Source organism: Desulfovibrio sp., assembly GCF_047607245.1.
In the GTDB taxonomy this organism is placed as follows: domain Bacteria; phylum Desulfobacterota; class Desulfovibrionia; order Desulfovibrionales; family Desulfovibrionaceae; genus Desulfovibrio.
Map to the genome: position 1 here is coordinate 1 of NZ_JASGDK010000039.1, position 12,822 is coordinate 12,822.

General features: G+C 51.4%; 17 protein-coding genes. 9 read left to right on the forward strand and 8 right to left on the reverse strand.

Going from position 1 to position 12,822, the window contains the following annotated elements; translation table 11 throughout:
- The 6 genes from QM579_RS02870 to QM579_RS02895 form a co-directional block, all read left to right on the forward strand.
- Positions 1 to 316 (forward strand): hypothetical protein (locus QM579_RS02870; RefSeq protein ID WP_414997712.1); only part of this gene is annotated, 316 nt, incomplete at its 5' end.
- Complete coding sequence (locus QM579_RS02875; protein WP_414997713.1) at positions 313 to 768, forward strand: hypothetical protein; 456 nt, start codon at positions 313 to 315, stop codon at positions 766 to 768. The genes QM579_RS02870 and QM579_RS02875, both read left to right, overlap by 4 nt.
- A gap of 11 nt (positions 769 to 779) precedes the next feature.
- On the forward strand, positions 780 to 2,177 hold the full coding sequence (locus tag QM579_RS02880) for a hypothetical protein (RefSeq protein ID WP_414997714.1): 1,398 nt from the start codon (positions 780 to 782) through the stop codon (positions 2,175 to 2,177).
- Positions 2,178 to 2,182: 5 nt separating this feature from the next.
- Positions 2,183 to 2,545, forward strand: coding sequence for a hypothetical protein (locus QM579_RS02885; RefSeq protein ID WP_414997715.1), 363 nt, complete (start codon positions 2,183 to 2,185; stop codon positions 2,543 to 2,545).
- A 68-nt stretch (positions 2,546 to 2,613) separates the two neighbouring features.
- Positions 2,614 to 2,895 carry a hypothetical protein gene (locus QM579_RS02890; protein ID WP_414997716.1) on the forward strand — a complete coding sequence of 94 codons (282 nt, stop codon included), beginning with the start codon at positions 2,614 to 2,616 and terminating at the stop codon, positions 2,893 to 2,895.
- 33 nt (positions 2,896 to 2,928) lie between these two features.
- A complete protein-coding gene (locus QM579_RS02895; RefSeq protein ID WP_414997717.1) occupies positions 2,929 to 3,135 on the forward strand; it encodes a hypothetical protein in 207 nt (68 codons plus the stop codon).
- A 324-nt stretch (positions 3,136 to 3,459) separates the two neighbouring features.
- Here the strand turns inward: QM579_RS02895 and QM579_RS02900 are convergent, their stop codons facing one another.
- Positions 3,460 to 3,798, reverse strand: a complete 339-nt coding sequence (locus tag QM579_RS02900; protein WP_414997718.1) for a hypothetical protein — start codon at positions 3,796 to 3,798, stop codon at positions 3,460 to 3,462.
- A gap of 42 nt (positions 3,799 to 3,840) precedes the next feature.
- Here QM579_RS02900 and QM579_RS02905 point away from each other — a divergent pair, with 42 nt between their 5' ends.
- Positions 3,841 to 4,035, forward strand: a complete 195-nt coding sequence (locus tag QM579_RS02905) for a hypothetical protein (RefSeq protein WP_414997719.1) — start codon at positions 3,841 to 3,843, stop codon at positions 4,033 to 4,035.
- Positions 4,036 to 4,127: 92 nt separating this feature from the next.
- Here the strand turns inward: QM579_RS02905 and QM579_RS02910 are convergent, their stop codons facing one another.
- Entirely contained in the window at positions 4,128 to 4,541 is a 414-nt protein-coding gene (locus QM579_RS02910) for a hypothetical protein (protein WP_414997720.1), read from the reverse strand.
- Positions 4,542 to 4,556: 15 nt separating this feature from the next.
- Positions 4,557 to 5,501, reverse strand: a complete 945-nt coding sequence (locus QM579_RS02915) for a tetratricopeptide repeat protein (RefSeq protein ID WP_414997721.1) — start codon at positions 5,499 to 5,501, stop codon at positions 4,557 to 4,559.
- Positions 5,502 to 6,014: 513 nt separating this feature from the next.
- On the opposite strand from QM579_RS02915, the gene QM579_RS02920 reads away from it, so the two are divergent.
- Both QM579_RS02920 and QM579_RS02925 read left to right on the forward strand, forming a co-directional pair.
- A complete protein-coding gene (locus QM579_RS02920; protein ID WP_414997722.1) occupies positions 6,015 to 6,824 on the forward strand; it encodes a hypothetical protein in 810 nt (269 codons plus the stop codon).
- Positions 6,825 to 6,829: 5 nt separating this feature from the next.
- The gene (locus QM579_RS02925; RefSeq protein WP_414997723.1) at positions 6,830 to 8,335 is read left to right on the forward strand and encodes a hypothetical protein; all 1,506 of its coding nucleotides are present in this window, start codon (positions 6,830 to 6,832) and stop codon (positions 8,333 to 8,335) included.
- A gap of 29 nt (positions 8,336 to 8,364) precedes the next feature.
- Here the strand turns inward: QM579_RS02925 and hutX are convergent, their stop codons facing one another.
- The 5 genes from hutX to QM579_RS02950 form a co-directional block, all read right to left on the reverse strand.
- On the reverse strand, positions 8,365 to 8,868 hold the full coding sequence (gene hutX / locus QM579_RS02930) for a heme utilization cystosolic carrier protein HutX (RefSeq protein ID WP_414997724.1): 504 nt from the start codon (positions 8,866 to 8,868) through the stop codon (positions 8,365 to 8,367).
- Positions 8,869 to 8,883: 15 nt separating this feature from the next.
- A complete protein-coding gene (locus tag QM579_RS02935) occupies positions 8,884 to 10,293 on the reverse strand; it encodes an ABC transporter ATP-binding protein (protein ID WP_414997725.1) in 1,410 nt (469 codons plus the stop codon).
- A 36-nt stretch (positions 10,294 to 10,329) separates the two neighbouring features.
- The gene (locus QM579_RS02940; RefSeq protein ID WP_414997726.1) at positions 10,330 to 11,094 is read right to left on the reverse strand and encodes an energy-coupling factor transporter transmembrane component T family protein; all 765 of its coding nucleotides are present in this window, start codon (positions 11,092 to 11,094) and stop codon (positions 10,330 to 10,332) included.
- Positions 11,075 to 11,641, reverse strand: coding sequence for an MptD family putative ECF transporter S component (locus QM579_RS02945; protein WP_414997727.1), 567 nt, complete (start codon positions 11,639 to 11,641; stop codon positions 11,075 to 11,077). The genes QM579_RS02940 and QM579_RS02945 overlap by 20 nt, the downstream gene beginning before the upstream one ends.
- 116 nt (positions 11,642 to 11,757) lie before the next feature.
- The gene (locus QM579_RS02950; RefSeq protein WP_414997728.1) at positions 11,758 to 12,642 is read right to left on the reverse strand and encodes a prepilin peptidase; all 885 of its coding nucleotides are present in this window, start codon (positions 12,640 to 12,642) and stop codon (positions 11,758 to 11,760) included.
- Positions 12,643 to 12,822: the final 180 nt, after the last annotated feature.

Consider the following 12,822-nt stretch of genomic DNA (forward strand, 5'->3'; position numbering starts at 1 on the left):
CGGCACGCTGGTGCAACAAACACCAGTGGACACAGGTCGCGCCCGTGCTGGCTGGCAAATCGGCACAGCACCGACAGAGTGGGTTCCGACATCGGCACAGTGGGATGAATACAAAGGCACAGGAGCCGTCACAAGGGCACTGGCGTCAGTCCCGGTTGAGCAACTTTCACAGGCTGACGTGATCTACATCTGCAACAATGTTGAATACATCCTTGCTCTTGAGGCAGGTTGGTCGGCACAAGCACCGAGTGGATTCATCGCATTGTTCATCCAACGCTTGAATCAACAGCTCACGGCACTGGCGGCGAAACTATGAGCACTCCTTGCCCTACCCTTGCGGAAATCCAAACCGCCTTCTCCACAGAGCTACAGACGGCCCTTGCTGCTCTACAGGTTGACGGAACGGTGTCCATAGTGCCGCCCATGCAGGACTTTGACGCTGATGCCAAGAAAATCATGGTCATATCGGCGCTTAACCCTGACCGAAAGACAGGGGCCGAGTTGGGCGGGCCGGGCGCGCTGGCTGTGCGTAACGGAGTGTATCAGGTCACGTTGTCGGCGCTCAAGGGAACCAGCCAGAAAACGCACTGGAACGCCGCTGAGACGGTTGAAAAACATTTCGCGCAGCACAGCGCCGCCCCGCTCATGTTGGCGTCAGGTGGAGGCATATACTGCGATTTTCCCTACACCATGAACGCCGGGACTACACCGGATAAACGCATTGCCCTGCTGGTCACAATACCGTGGCAGACGTGGGCCAGTAATTAACGAGGTGATTTATGGCTAAAAGCTGCTCCACAGTCGCCAGCGCCCGCATCCAGCAAGTTTTTGTCGCGCTGGAAGACGTTTCCGGCACGCTGCAACGCCCCACGGCGGCGAATTATGTTCTGCCAGCGGGCTCTGCCACGCTGAACCAAGCTCCTGAGTACACCAACTCTGACGAACTGACGGGCACGCTGGACGTAATCGACCAGTTCAAAAATGCCCTTGGCGCTGGCGAGGCCAGTATCCCCATGATTGTGCGCCCGCCCGCTGACGGCTCCAAGATGCAGGGGCATGACCTGTTTTCCGCGCTTATGGGCACTGTGCAGGAACCAAACACTGTTCTTGCCAAGGTTGGCACTGGTGGCGCTACCGTCTCTGCCACAACCATTCCGATTGCTGACATTACGGGCGGAATCATGCCCCCGCGTGGCGTTGTGACCATTGGTTCGGAAAAGATGCGCTACCTTGGCGTGACCACTGACACCAACGGGACTGTGACGGCCCTGACCAACTGCGTGCGCGGTTTCGCCAGCACCACGGCTGCGGCTCATGATGCCGAGGACGTAATCACACTCGCCAGCCGCGTCTACATTCAGGACAACTGCCGCCCCACCATTTCAATCTGGCTTAAAAATGACCACACGGTGCGCTTTGCATCTGGTGGCGTGGTCACTGCGGCCACCGTTCCGCAGAGCAAGGACGGCGGGCAGCACTGCGACTTTACCATAGGTTTCCGGCAAATGGGCTGGTGCGGTAGCTCCATCCTGACATCTGCGCCTGTTGGGGCCGTTTTGACCGTGGAAACTTCCGAAGGCGAAAAGGCTGCTGAAGCCTACAGCGTGGGCGGCATTATCAAGAATACCACCAAAAACGACGACAATTCCGGCGCTGGCTACACCATCACTGCTGTGAACTATGAAACCGGAACCATCACCGTGTCCCCTGCCCCCACAGGTTGGGCTATGGACGACAAGATTGATCCCTGGCTGCCGGATGCCACACCCATTGGTACGGCCCTGCAAAGCGCAGACACCCGCGTATTTGTGGGCGGCAAGGCTGGCAAGTTGACCGAGGGCAGTATCACCATCGGCACACCTACATCCTTCACCTCCGAAATTGGCGACGAATACCCCGGCGAAAACGCTGATGGCATGCGTGAACTGTCCATGACCAATGGGCTGTATTTCCGCGCCAAGGACGCCGTGGAGTTCAAGCGCGGCTATGACGGCTACGAGCTGCCTGTGCATATTGTGCTTGGCAACAAGGCTGGAGCCTCCCTGTCTCTGGTCATGCCTCGCGTGAAGTTCAACATGCCCACCGTTGAAGAAAGCGACAGCTTTGTGACCCTGACGCGCACCGGGGCCATCCTTGGAACCAAGGGCAACGACAGCCTTATCATCGTGCAGGAGTAATCAGCATGCCCCGTATTTTGACCGACGCTTACCGCGATTCCCGCTTTTTCATCCCGTACACCGAGGACAAAAGCGAAGGCGTGACCATCAAGCCTTTGACAGAATCGACCATGTTCAAGCTGCGTGACGAAGCCGCCAAGGAAGGCGGCGCAGACGACAACATGTCCATGTCCATTTTTAACCGCAAGATGCTGCAAACCTGCATCACGGATTGGGCGGGCTTCTACGACGCTGCCGGGAAAGAACTGCCCTGCACGCCTGAAGTCATTAAGGAGTTGTGCGAGTGCGACCCTGAGTTTGCCAGCGGCTTGCTGCTCCGCATCCGTGCCGTGGCCCGCATCGGTATTCTGGAAGAACAAAAAAACTAACGCGGTGGGTCGAGTGGTACGGCAACCCGGCTAACCCCTCATGCGAGGACTGCCGGGAACTGAACGAGATGAACGGCGACGCCCCGCCGTGTGCCACATGCCCCCGACCCACCGAGATAACAAAGCGCAATGCAGAAGCGTGGGCCATATTCTCCGATCTGGACACATTCGGGCGCGACCTGGACACAATGGGCGGGCTGCCGCTGAATCTGCGCCTAGAATCAATCTGCGGAGCATGTGAGCGCAGCACTGACCCGCTCGGCATGGAGTGGCGCGTTAAAGAGATTGACCGCATCGCCATCAAGTACCGCAGAGAAGAAGCGGCGCGCAGGCGGGAAAAAGAGAAATAAAAAGCCCCTCGGTGAGGGGCGGGAGAAATAGAAATGGAAAGACATAGTGAAAAGTGCCGCGCTAGTGAATTGCTTTCGGAAGCAGAAAAACGCGCCCAAATGGTTTCAAGGCTGGCAAATGAGATGCTTGATATTTGCCGTGGTCTTTCGATGGACGTAGTGAAAGCGGCCCTACAAGAAGCGGTCTATACCTGCGACAAACGGGCGTTTCTTGCAGGGCGCTATATGCCAAATGACTAGGGTTAAAACCCGAATCTGACGCTTCCCTTGTTTTGTTTTGCGTGTTCGTCCATGCGGGATACTACCTCATTGTAAAGCATGAAAGCAGCGTCCACGGCATCAGTCTCATTATGGGCCTTGCCAGTGCAATAAATATTCGCAGCAACAGCCGTGATCTTTGTGAGAACGTCTATTCTTTCTTTTTCACCATTCGGAAGGCAGCTAGGAAGGACAGGCATCTTTCAATCTCCTGCTAAAGGTTTGTCGATACCTTCCCATAGCAGGACGCCCGGCCTAGGGGAATACCTGGGCCGGGCTCTGAAGCATAAGCACGCGAGGGCAACACTATTCGTTTTTTTCCGTGCCTATTTTATGCAACTGGCCTTCCAGCCAACTGTGCGCTGATGATTCTGTCATGCCTGATATCAAAATGATATCTTTAATTATTTCTATTGTCATTTTCCTTATATCTTCAGACATATATCCAAAAACTTTTGAATTCATGACAATATCTTTCGGATTATTGCATTCTATATGATAGGAAACGTTACAATCAGCAATCCCATCAATTCTAATAGTGTGCCCATTAATCTCTCCAAGCTTCACAGGAGAAATAATTTTTCTGCTCAAAAGGGTTTTTAATATTAGGCTCTGGATCGTGGTAGTATGTAATTCTTCATTCATAGCCAATCACCTAGTTTGTCAAATGTAAAAAAACAGGTCCAAATGCCATCTGAAACGGGAATGGATCTTGTAACGCCATCGTTCAACGGCATCCCCGGCAAATGTGACCGCTATCTGCTCGCAAAGAGCGTTGTAGAGGGCCGCAGTCAGGAAGAGCTTATTGAGTACATCGCAAAGATGCTTTTGGGAATCGAAATCATGAAGCAGCAGGCGATGCGGGGCCAGTGGCCGGGTTAATGGGTACATAGAGAGTCGAGTTCAAAGCCTCGACTCTCTACGTCACAACTAAAGCGGATTACTCAAATTAGGTTATATTTGTCAGTAGCGCATTAATGACTATTACTTGAATGATTTTTTTTCTGATTTGGCTTGCAATATCTGACTGGATAACCGTTTGCGTCATTTCTATACCATCCAAACATCACCATGAAAGGCACTGTTGATTGTATAATGACCATTCTTGCAAAAACTCCTATAGCAACTAATGGGTTAGTAAATATAGTAATTAATAAAATTGGGTTATTATTTCTTCTCATCTCACTTGCTTCTTCGTCATATCCGAGAAATTTTAGATGTGCACCAAGCATCCCTCCCATCCACGTATAGAAAAGCAATAAAAAACGCGACCTATATGGAGGATTCTTTTCAACCTCCATTTCTATAGTATTTTGAGGCGCGCCACAATTTTTACAAATGTTGTCCTCGGCAGCCACGATACTATCACAATCATGACACTTACGCATTTTTCTCCTCCTCATTTATCGTAAAGATTCATTTTCTGAATCAAAAATAGCTTCACAAAAATTAGAAGATTCCAATACGCCTGAAAACTTACTAAGTTCTGAAATAAGCATGAACCGATCAGGTTCTAGTTGGGTAACTGCTTCCATTTCCAAAGAATACGTTCTCTGAAAGCAAAACAAGAGAGATACTACAATAAAAGAGGCTGAAACTGCTATAGATTTTATATCTACACCTTTTGTGTAAGCGACAAATACGGCTGCTGCGATTAACAAAGCAATTTTATTTTTATGCCTAAGATTGAATACATATCTACCAAAACTTTTAACATAATTGAGATATAATCTTGTACGCTCATTATCAATAAGTGAAATTGCTTTTTTACAAAGATATAAAATTTCATTGTACTGATCTTTACGCGATATAACACATATAACTTCATCTCCACTAATCCTTGTATTAAACAAAGAATGAACTCTACATAAAATATTATTAACTGTAATATCTTTAAAGTTATCAACAATATTGCTGTTTTTATTTTTAGCAACATAATCATCTATCGCTACAAATGCTTTATCGTTATCTCCAGAGACTAAATAAAGATAGATCTGCTCCGCTTCGAGCATGGGGTCTCTGTTTCTATCAAAATATATATTTAACTTTTTTTGTGCTTTATCCAGCTTGCCGTATAAAATTAACACGCGGATATATACCCATTGTATCTCTGTGCGGTCTTCAAAAAAAACAATTGCTTGTTCTGATAACGCTAACAAGTCTTCATAGTTGCCAACTTCGTAAAAGTTCAATGCTAGCAAGTAGTACCCTCTCCAGTTGCCAGGGGCGTATTTGATCGCACGAAAACAGTTCTCTATCGAATCATCGAAGTTTCTTTCAAGTAGGGACGCTTGGGCTAACATGCAAAAATGATATGACAACGGAGATTTATCATGAATTTTTGGCATATTCCCTCCTGCAATGGATTCTTATGTGTCGACATATAACATAATAAATAATTTTATCTACATACTTTTGCAGTATCCTTTGCTGCTCCAAAAGCGTTCACCATTGAGTATCTCCCCTCTGTCAATCCCCCTTATTGCCGGAATAACCCGGTATATTCCCGTTCCGACTCTGACCCCGCAAAACCCATGCTACGCTTTCCGTAGTGCAAGCGTATCGTGTCAATCCCCTGTTTGGCTGCTCTGAGCTGTCCCTAGCTGTACAGAGCTGCACGCAGCCAAATCCACATGCTACGCTTTCCGCAAAATCGAGGCGTAGCAAAAAGCCGTCAAGCCCCCTTAGTGTCGCTTTTGCCCACCGGAGAACACACTAAGGCCGTGGTGGACGAAAACCCATGCTACGCTTTTGACAAAATAGTCGCCCTAGCTAAGCGACTTCACGTCCTTCTGTGGCTGTCGTGGTTTTACACCTTTGTCCATGGCAGTCACAGGGGGCAAACACAGTAAAGGTGTATCATGTGGAAGCATAAACTACAGGAAGCCTTGGCGGAACATGACAACTTGCCACCCATCATCCTTGAGGCCCGGGAAAAGCTGAATGAGGCGATTTCCTTTTATTTGGGAAGCGCCACGGACATTTCTCATCTTGCAAAGCCATTGGTGATGGCAAAAACAAGCGCGCTGTGCCCATCAGACCTACGCATGCCTTATGATACGTGCCTGTTCGAGCTAGACTATAATGGTGAAACGTCTAACCAGAGATCTTTAACGTTAATATACAGGAAAGAAGGCGGGGTAGATTCTTACATCATTCTCCCTTTTTTGTTCAACAGCAGTTCAGAAGAAAAATGGCAGTATAGCGCCCTATATGGAGAGTTTTGTTTTGACAGCGCTGAAATAACAGGGCGTTACTGTGATACAGACGAAGAGGAGCATGATATTTCTAAATATGCGTCCTTTTTCATCACTGGATGCTCTGTCTCCCATATCACCTTGCTACTTCTGTCATGCAAAAATGTCAGCACGTCCACCGTCCCCGCCCCTGCCCGCTTGAATAAAAAACGCACCCTCCGCAATAAGTTTCCCATCAGTGAATATAAAATCCTTGAAGTCCATCCACAAGCATCACGTCGAGCTGCAGATAACAAACATCATGGCCCTGCAAAAGGCATGGTGCGTGTGCATCTGTGCCGTGGGCATTTCAAAGAGTACACGGCAGACAAGCCCTTAATGGGTAAGGCCACTGGTCGTTATTGGTGGCAGCCAACGGTGCGTGGAGAAAAGAAGCGCGGCGTGCTTAACAAAGATTATGCAATACGAGGGTAAAAAATATGGCCCCAACAGCCCAGATCATCCTTGAATTTAACTCCAAAGGCGAAGTAGAGAGCGCAAGGGCCGCTAGGGCTGTTGGTGATGCCATTGACAGCACAACAAAGTCTGCAAAGGAGATGGGCAATGCGGTTAACAACGCATGGCAGACTTTGCGCTCTCGCTCTATTACGTCCGTAGCCGCAGAGATGAAGACCGTCGTTTCTGCCTTCCGAGACATCAAGAAAGACGCCAATTCCACTGCCCAAGATGTCTCGCGCGCTTATGACGCCATGCGCGAACGACTCAAGATGCTGAAGGGTGAAATAGCCTCAATTCAGAAGGTAGATAGCTTCAATGTCTTCGGTATGGGCCTTGGCAAAATTGGAGCGGGCTTTGCCGGGCTTTATTCCGTGGCAAAGATCAAAGACTTCGCATCTGAGTCCTTTGATATAGCGTCGACCTATGAAACCCTTGGCGTTGTTGTCCAACAGGTGGGCAAGGTTAGCGGCTATTCAGCCGTTGAAATTGACAAAAACGTAAGCGCACTACGGCGCATGGGTATTGCTGGCGTTGAAGCCCGCAAAACCATGACACAGCTCTTGCAAGCGCAGGTGGACATAACGCAAACCCCCGCCCTTGCCCGTATTGCTCAGGACGCTGCCGTAATTGGTGGAACGAACAGTTCCGAAGCCTTTGAACGGCTTGTCCACGGAATTCAGAGCGCGCAAACAGATGTTCTTCGCACAATCGGCGTTAGCGTCAATTTCGAGCAAGCTTACGCCAAAATGGCTACACAGGTTGGAAAAACCACGGCTGAACTTACGGAACAGGAGAAAGTACAGGCCCGCACTAATGCTGTGATGGAAGCTGGTGAGCGCATCGCCGGAACCTATGAAGCGGCCATGTCTACAGTCGGCAAGCAAATTAGCAGCCTTACACGCCTTCAAAATGACTTCATGACTGACTTTGGCAAGCTGCCGTTGGAGATCGCAAAGTCTACTGGCGTTATAGAAAAATATAGTTCTGCCCTCGATCAGATGTCCAGAACGGCACTCAGCAGCCGAGCGAAGCTTGCAGGCATAAGCCAAACATCACTTGATGATGCCTTTGCCTCTGGTGGCACACAAGGCGGGCGCGACCTCGTGGAATCCGTGGAGTCTGCCAAGGAAGAAATCGCGGCCCTTGATCGGGCACTCGGATCACTGTCTGCAAAGGGCATAGATATGTCTGGCGTGACAGAACCATTCAGAAAGACCCGGGATGAATTTTTTGCCAACCAAGAAGAGATTATCCGACTTGAACGCCTGCTGATGGCCCTTTCAGAGGATGATGTTGATACGTCCTCAATCGTCGCGCGCCTTGAAGCCGTGCGGCTCAAAACGTCGGATGCATCCACTGAGATGCAGCGGCTTCGCTCCATTATTCAACTGCCATATGATCGCCACATCACAAATCGCACAGTACTATGCACATTCCGGGCGCTAAACCTGCATACAAACCCAGCGTGGCTTATGTTCACAAAATAGATGGCTTCGCCGGAACACCGTATTCTTGTCTATACAGCAAATTCGCTACGCATGTGCATATACGCTTCTTTGACCGAAGGAATGATTTCACGCTGTTCGTTCCGTCCAAGATAAACCGCGAACATCTGATCGCCTGCAGCATCAAAAAACTGCACAGAATGGCTTTCTTTATTAAAGAATGGCTTGGATACAAACCAGATGTGCTCAAGCTTGTTAATGAACAGATGCCCACCCAAGGGACATTGCCTGTCCGTCAGGTTAAACATGCCGTGCATAAAATTGCCTTGCGGCAGCTTGCCTTCAACTTCCACAACGCCGCCACAGCCTATTGTTATAAAAGTGCTGGATTCCCAACCAGTCATGGCTGCCCATATTGCTCCAAAGTCATTTTTGCTTGCGTGCACACGCATTTCTTCCGGCAATGCCGCCACAACCTCTGCCTCTGGCCTGCCGAGCTCCTTGGCCAGACTCATCAGCATGACACTGGGATTTTCCGTCACTTTTTGACGCACAACCTGTACAAAATCTGACATAATAGTTCCTTATTTTTATGCAGAGATGTCTGAAAGCGGAACCTGCCACCGGCAGGCCTCTGACATGAATTCGAGATCATGAGTGATAACAATGACCGTGGCCCCGGCCTCCGCTGCCCTTCGCAAGTCATCGGCCATACGCAGCATGTTCCTGCCGTCAAGGCCACTGGTGGGTTCGTCCAGAAAAACCACGTCAGGTCTGCGGATCATAGCTGCGGCAACGCTCAAGCGTTGTTTCTCTCCCCCCGAAAGAGACTGCGGATGCCTGTCAGCCAGGGGTAAAAGGTCATATGTGGCCAACGTGTGTTCAATGCGCTGCATGGCTTCTGCGCGGGGCAGCCCCATCAGAGCATCCGCCAGTTCTGCGCGTACGCTGTCCATACGCAACTGATGGTCCGCGTTCTGTAAAACCAGCCCCACGCGCCGCGCTCTTCCCCGTTGTGGCAGTTGCTCGCCGCCACAAACAAATGCTCCGTCCCGGCTTCTGAGCATCCCTGCGGCAAGCTTTGCCAGCGTTGTTTTTCCGCAGCCATTGTGCCCCACCAGCGCCGAGACTTGCCCGGAAGGAAAATGCGCCGACATGTTTTGAAACAGAGGATTCTCCCCTTTGAAAGCAAATGAAAGGCTTGCAACAGCAAATCCTGTGGCAGCCTCTTTGCCTGCAAAACGTGGCAACTCGGAACGGGGATCACCCCATTCGACAGCTCGCAAGCCGTGACGGAGGCGCAGATCGTCATCCTCAAGCAGGCTGAAGTCACCCTCGGCAACCATTTGCCCCTGATCCATAACGACAACCCTGTCGGCAACATCACGCAACCAGGCCAGACGATGATCTACCACCAGAACAGCCATGCCTTTTGCTTTGAGCGCTTGCAGAATAACCGCAAGTTCACGAGCCGACTCCGGGTCAAGGTTGGCAGAAGGTTCGTCCAAAACCAACGCCCGAGGATTTTGAGCCAGCAGTCCGGCCAAAGCCACTTTCTGTTTTTGCCCCTCTGAAAGGCCCAGCACAGATTGCCCGCCCGCATCTGCCATACCCACCTGCGTCAGAGCAGCCTGCGCCGCAGCCTTGCAGGCATCCTCTGGAAGGCCCTGACACTCAAGGGCTATGGCTACCTCGTCTTCAACGGTAAGTGCAAAAAACTGCGCTTCGGGATTCTGAAAAAGCGTGCCCACATCCTGGCTGATTTCTGCCAGATGTCGCTCGCGGTTACACTTGCCCGCCACCAATACCTGCCCTTCCAGCTCACCCTTGTAATAATGCGGAGCCAGACCATTAAGCAGACGGATCAGGGTTGATTTGCCGCAGCCGCTCCGCCCGGTGCAAAGCACAAGTTCGCCCGGTGCCACCTGCAGGCTCATATTTTTAATGCCCGCCCCCTGACCGTGCGGATAGGTGTAGCTGACATTGTTCAGTTCAAGCACGGTTCACCTCTGCACTAACAGCTTCTGCACGATGCCTCAGCCCCATATGCCGCCTCCGCCCTGAATGGCCTGAAGGCAAACGGCCAAAGCCAGACCAAGAATGCACAACCCCAAGGCAAGTATGTCACTTCGGCCAAAAGGCACGGCCTTTCGGGCCAGCCGCTTGTGGTTCCCCACGCCCTTCAGCTCGGCTGCAACGGAAAGGTCATCCGCCGAACCGAGCAGCCTGAAGGTAAGCGGCACCAAAAATCCCCGCCAGACAGACGAAACCCTGGCTCCAAAGCCCTGCCCGCCAAGCGGTTGGCGCAGGCGATAGGCATCCCTTATCTGGGCGCAGTCGTCCAGAAACGTTGGCAAAAACCGCACTGCCACTGTCAGGGGCACATGAAGCCACACCATACGGCCAAACGATTGCAGTTCGCGCATGACTTCCTGAATTCGAGATGAAAAAGCCAGCACCAGCAGTGCGTTGAACGAAAGAAGCATACGCATGTAGGGCACGGCGAACCGCCACGACTCCCACACCACAAGCTGGGGCATGACCAGAGAAACCAACGACATGAATCCCAAAGACACCAGGCACATGAGAACAAACACGCTGTATGCCTTGAGCATGGCCCAGGGGCTTAGAGCTGTCAGGGCATAGATCATGCTGGCAAGACACAGCAGAGCCAGACTTTGAGGGTTACTTAGCACAATAGCTGCCAGGGATGAAACCAGACAAAGCATGAGCTTGGTACGGATATTTAATCGCCCCGCCCATGAAGTGTCTGCCCTGCGGTCAAGAAATGAAAGAGGCATGCCGCAACTCCTTCACAAGTTTCGCTCCGCCAGCCAGTCCCACGATGGAACCCAGCGCCCCGATACTGATAAATATCACCGGAACTGCAATAATGGCTGGCTGCTCGCGGTAATACATCCAGGCTACAGCCAGGCTCACCACCTTGCCCGCCAATTCCAGAAAAAGAACACCCACCAAAAGATTAAAGGCCCGGTGGTATCCCCCCAAGGCGTAAATAATGAATTCGGCCAGCACACAGGTCAGCAGTGCGCCCGGCGTGTGCAAAACGCCCTGCCCCATAAGCAGCAAGGAAATGAGACTTGACACCAGCACGGCCAGTGTGAGTGTCCACGGTTTTTGAACCTTGTGGGCCAATACCAGCATCAAGGCCGTATAGACAAAGTTTTTCAGGGCCAGCGACAGTGGATTCATGCCGCCCCCCACAAAGGCAATACCCAGTGCAGCCGCCTTGGCCACAGCGGCAAAAATGCCGATAAACACGAGGTCGCGCACCGTGAAATGTGGTTGCATGCCCTCAGGCAGCCATGCAAAAGATGGCTTGCTCATGCCCGCACCCCCTGCATATGTGCCCCATTTTCTTTTGCCGACATCACGCACCTTCCTTGTGCAGACTTGGCCGTCAAGACGGCCCTGCTGTTTACGGTTACCACTGGCATACCGGTTCAGCCCAGGTAGTGGGCATAGGAAATGACGCCAAATCCAGCCACCGCCAATGGCGGACCAAAAGGAATTTCAGTTTTCAAGGCCTGCCGTGCTCCACGCCAGTTCCAATGGCCCCCACCCTCATTCACATCTGCCCCCTCGCGCCTTCTGCCCTTCAATGCCAGACCCAGAAGAAAAAACAGCACCACGCAGAGCGATGACACCATCAGGGTGAGGGGCAAGGCACGCCATCCCCCCCAGGCTCCAAGCAGAGCCAGAAGTTTTAGATCGCCGCCGCCAATGCCTTCCCGGCCCATGAGGGCGTAATACAGCCTGCTAAAACTGAAGAGCAGCAGGTAGCCCGCCACGCAGCCGATCACGGCCTGACCAAACGGCACAATGGCATCAACACAGTTGACGGCCAGCCCAAGGGCCATCAGAGGCCAGGTCAGCATGTCCGGCAAAATACGAAACCGGGCGTCTGCCATTGAAAGCGCCAGCAATCCCCAGGCAAAAGGCAAAAGAATCAGGCCACTCCAGCGAGGAAGAAACAGCCAGACAAGCAGCACACTGCCTGCGGCGCAGCCATAAGAAAGCAGTTTTTCCTGCAGACTGCCGTGTAATTCCGGCATTCCTGTTCGCTCAGGCCTGACGGTATCTGCCTGCTCCAGCTCTGCCGCAGAAGCCGCAGCCCAGTCAGACACGGTGCTGCCATATGCGGATCTTCCGGCAGTTCGTCTGCTTTTACGCCTCTTGCGCACGCCAGATGCAGAAAATGCGGAAGAACCCGACGCCACTTCGTATAGCCAGGGTCCGGCCACAAGGGTGTGCGTCAGGCGGCCTGCCAAGAATCCACAAACGGCAACAATGCACATAACAATCTGAACATACTGAAGAATAAACATGATCATTTGCAACCTGTCACGTCAGATACAAGCCAGTGGTTCAACAAACAAATGCCAAAGGAAGCACTGATTAAAGAGCCTTCTGAAAATGCGCAGTTCTTTCGTTTGGCAAGGCGCGATCTTTTTTTGAAGCAGGAGTGAACTCTTCCGTCCTCGACTGTTTCAAAAAAAGTGAAGCAA

Bases quoted from the DNA above. Each gene is read 5' to 3' on its own strand.
- QM579_RS02900 (WP_414997718.1), bottom strand. From the start codon at position 3,798: ATGAATGAAGAATTACATACTACCACGATCCAGAGCCTAATATTAAAA.
- QM579_RS02920 (WP_414997722.1), top strand. From the start codon at position 6,015: ATGTGGAAGCATAAACTACAGGAAGCCTTGGCGGAACATGACAACTTG.
- QM579_RS02890 (WP_414997716.1), top strand. From the start codon at position 2,614: ATGAACGGCGACGCCCCGCCGTGTGCCACATGCCCCCGACCCACCGAG.
- hutX (WP_414997724.1), bottom strand. From the start codon at position 8,868: ATGTCAGATTTTGTACAGGTTGTGCGTCAAAAAGTGACGGAAAATCCC.
- QM579_RS02945 (WP_414997727.1), bottom strand. From the start codon at position 11,641: ATGAGCAAGCCATCTTTTGCATGGCTGCCTGAGGGCATGCAACCACAT.
- QM579_RS02905 (WP_414997719.1), top strand. From the start codon at position 3,841: ATGCCATCTGAAACGGGAATGGATCTTGTAACGCCATCGTTCAACGGC.
- QM579_RS02895 (WP_414997717.1), top strand. From the start codon at position 2,929: ATGGAAAGACATAGTGAAAAGTGCCGCGCTAGTGAATTGCTTTCGGAA.
- QM579_RS02910 (WP_414997720.1), bottom strand. From the start codon at position 4,541: ATGCGTAAGTGTCATGATTGTGATAGTATCGTGGCTGCCGAGGACAAC.
- QM579_RS02880 (WP_414997714.1), top strand. From the start codon at position 780: ATGGCTAAAAGCTGCTCCACAGTCGCCAGCGCCCGCATCCAGCAAGTT.
- QM579_RS02925 (WP_414997723.1), top strand. From the start codon at position 6,830: ATGGCCCCAACAGCCCAGATCATCCTTGAATTTAACTCCAAAGGCGAA.
- QM579_RS02950 (WP_414997728.1), bottom strand. From the start codon at position 12,642: ATGTTTATTCTTCAGTATGTTCAGATTGTTATGTGCATTGTTGCCGTT.
- QM579_RS02885 (WP_414997715.1), top strand. From the start codon at position 2,183: ATGCCCCGTATTTTGACCGACGCTTACCGCGATTCCCGCTTTTTCATC.
- QM579_RS02915 (WP_414997721.1), bottom strand. From the start codon at position 5,501: ATGCCAAAAATTCATGATAAATCTCCGTTGTCATATCATTTTTGCATG.
- QM579_RS02875 (WP_414997713.1), top strand. From the start codon at position 313: ATGAGCACTCCTTGCCCTACCCTTGCGGAAATCCAAACCGCCTTCTCC.
- QM579_RS02940 (WP_414997726.1), bottom strand. From the start codon at position 11,094: ATGCCTCTTTCATTTCTTGACCGCAGGGCAGACACTTCATGGGCGGGG.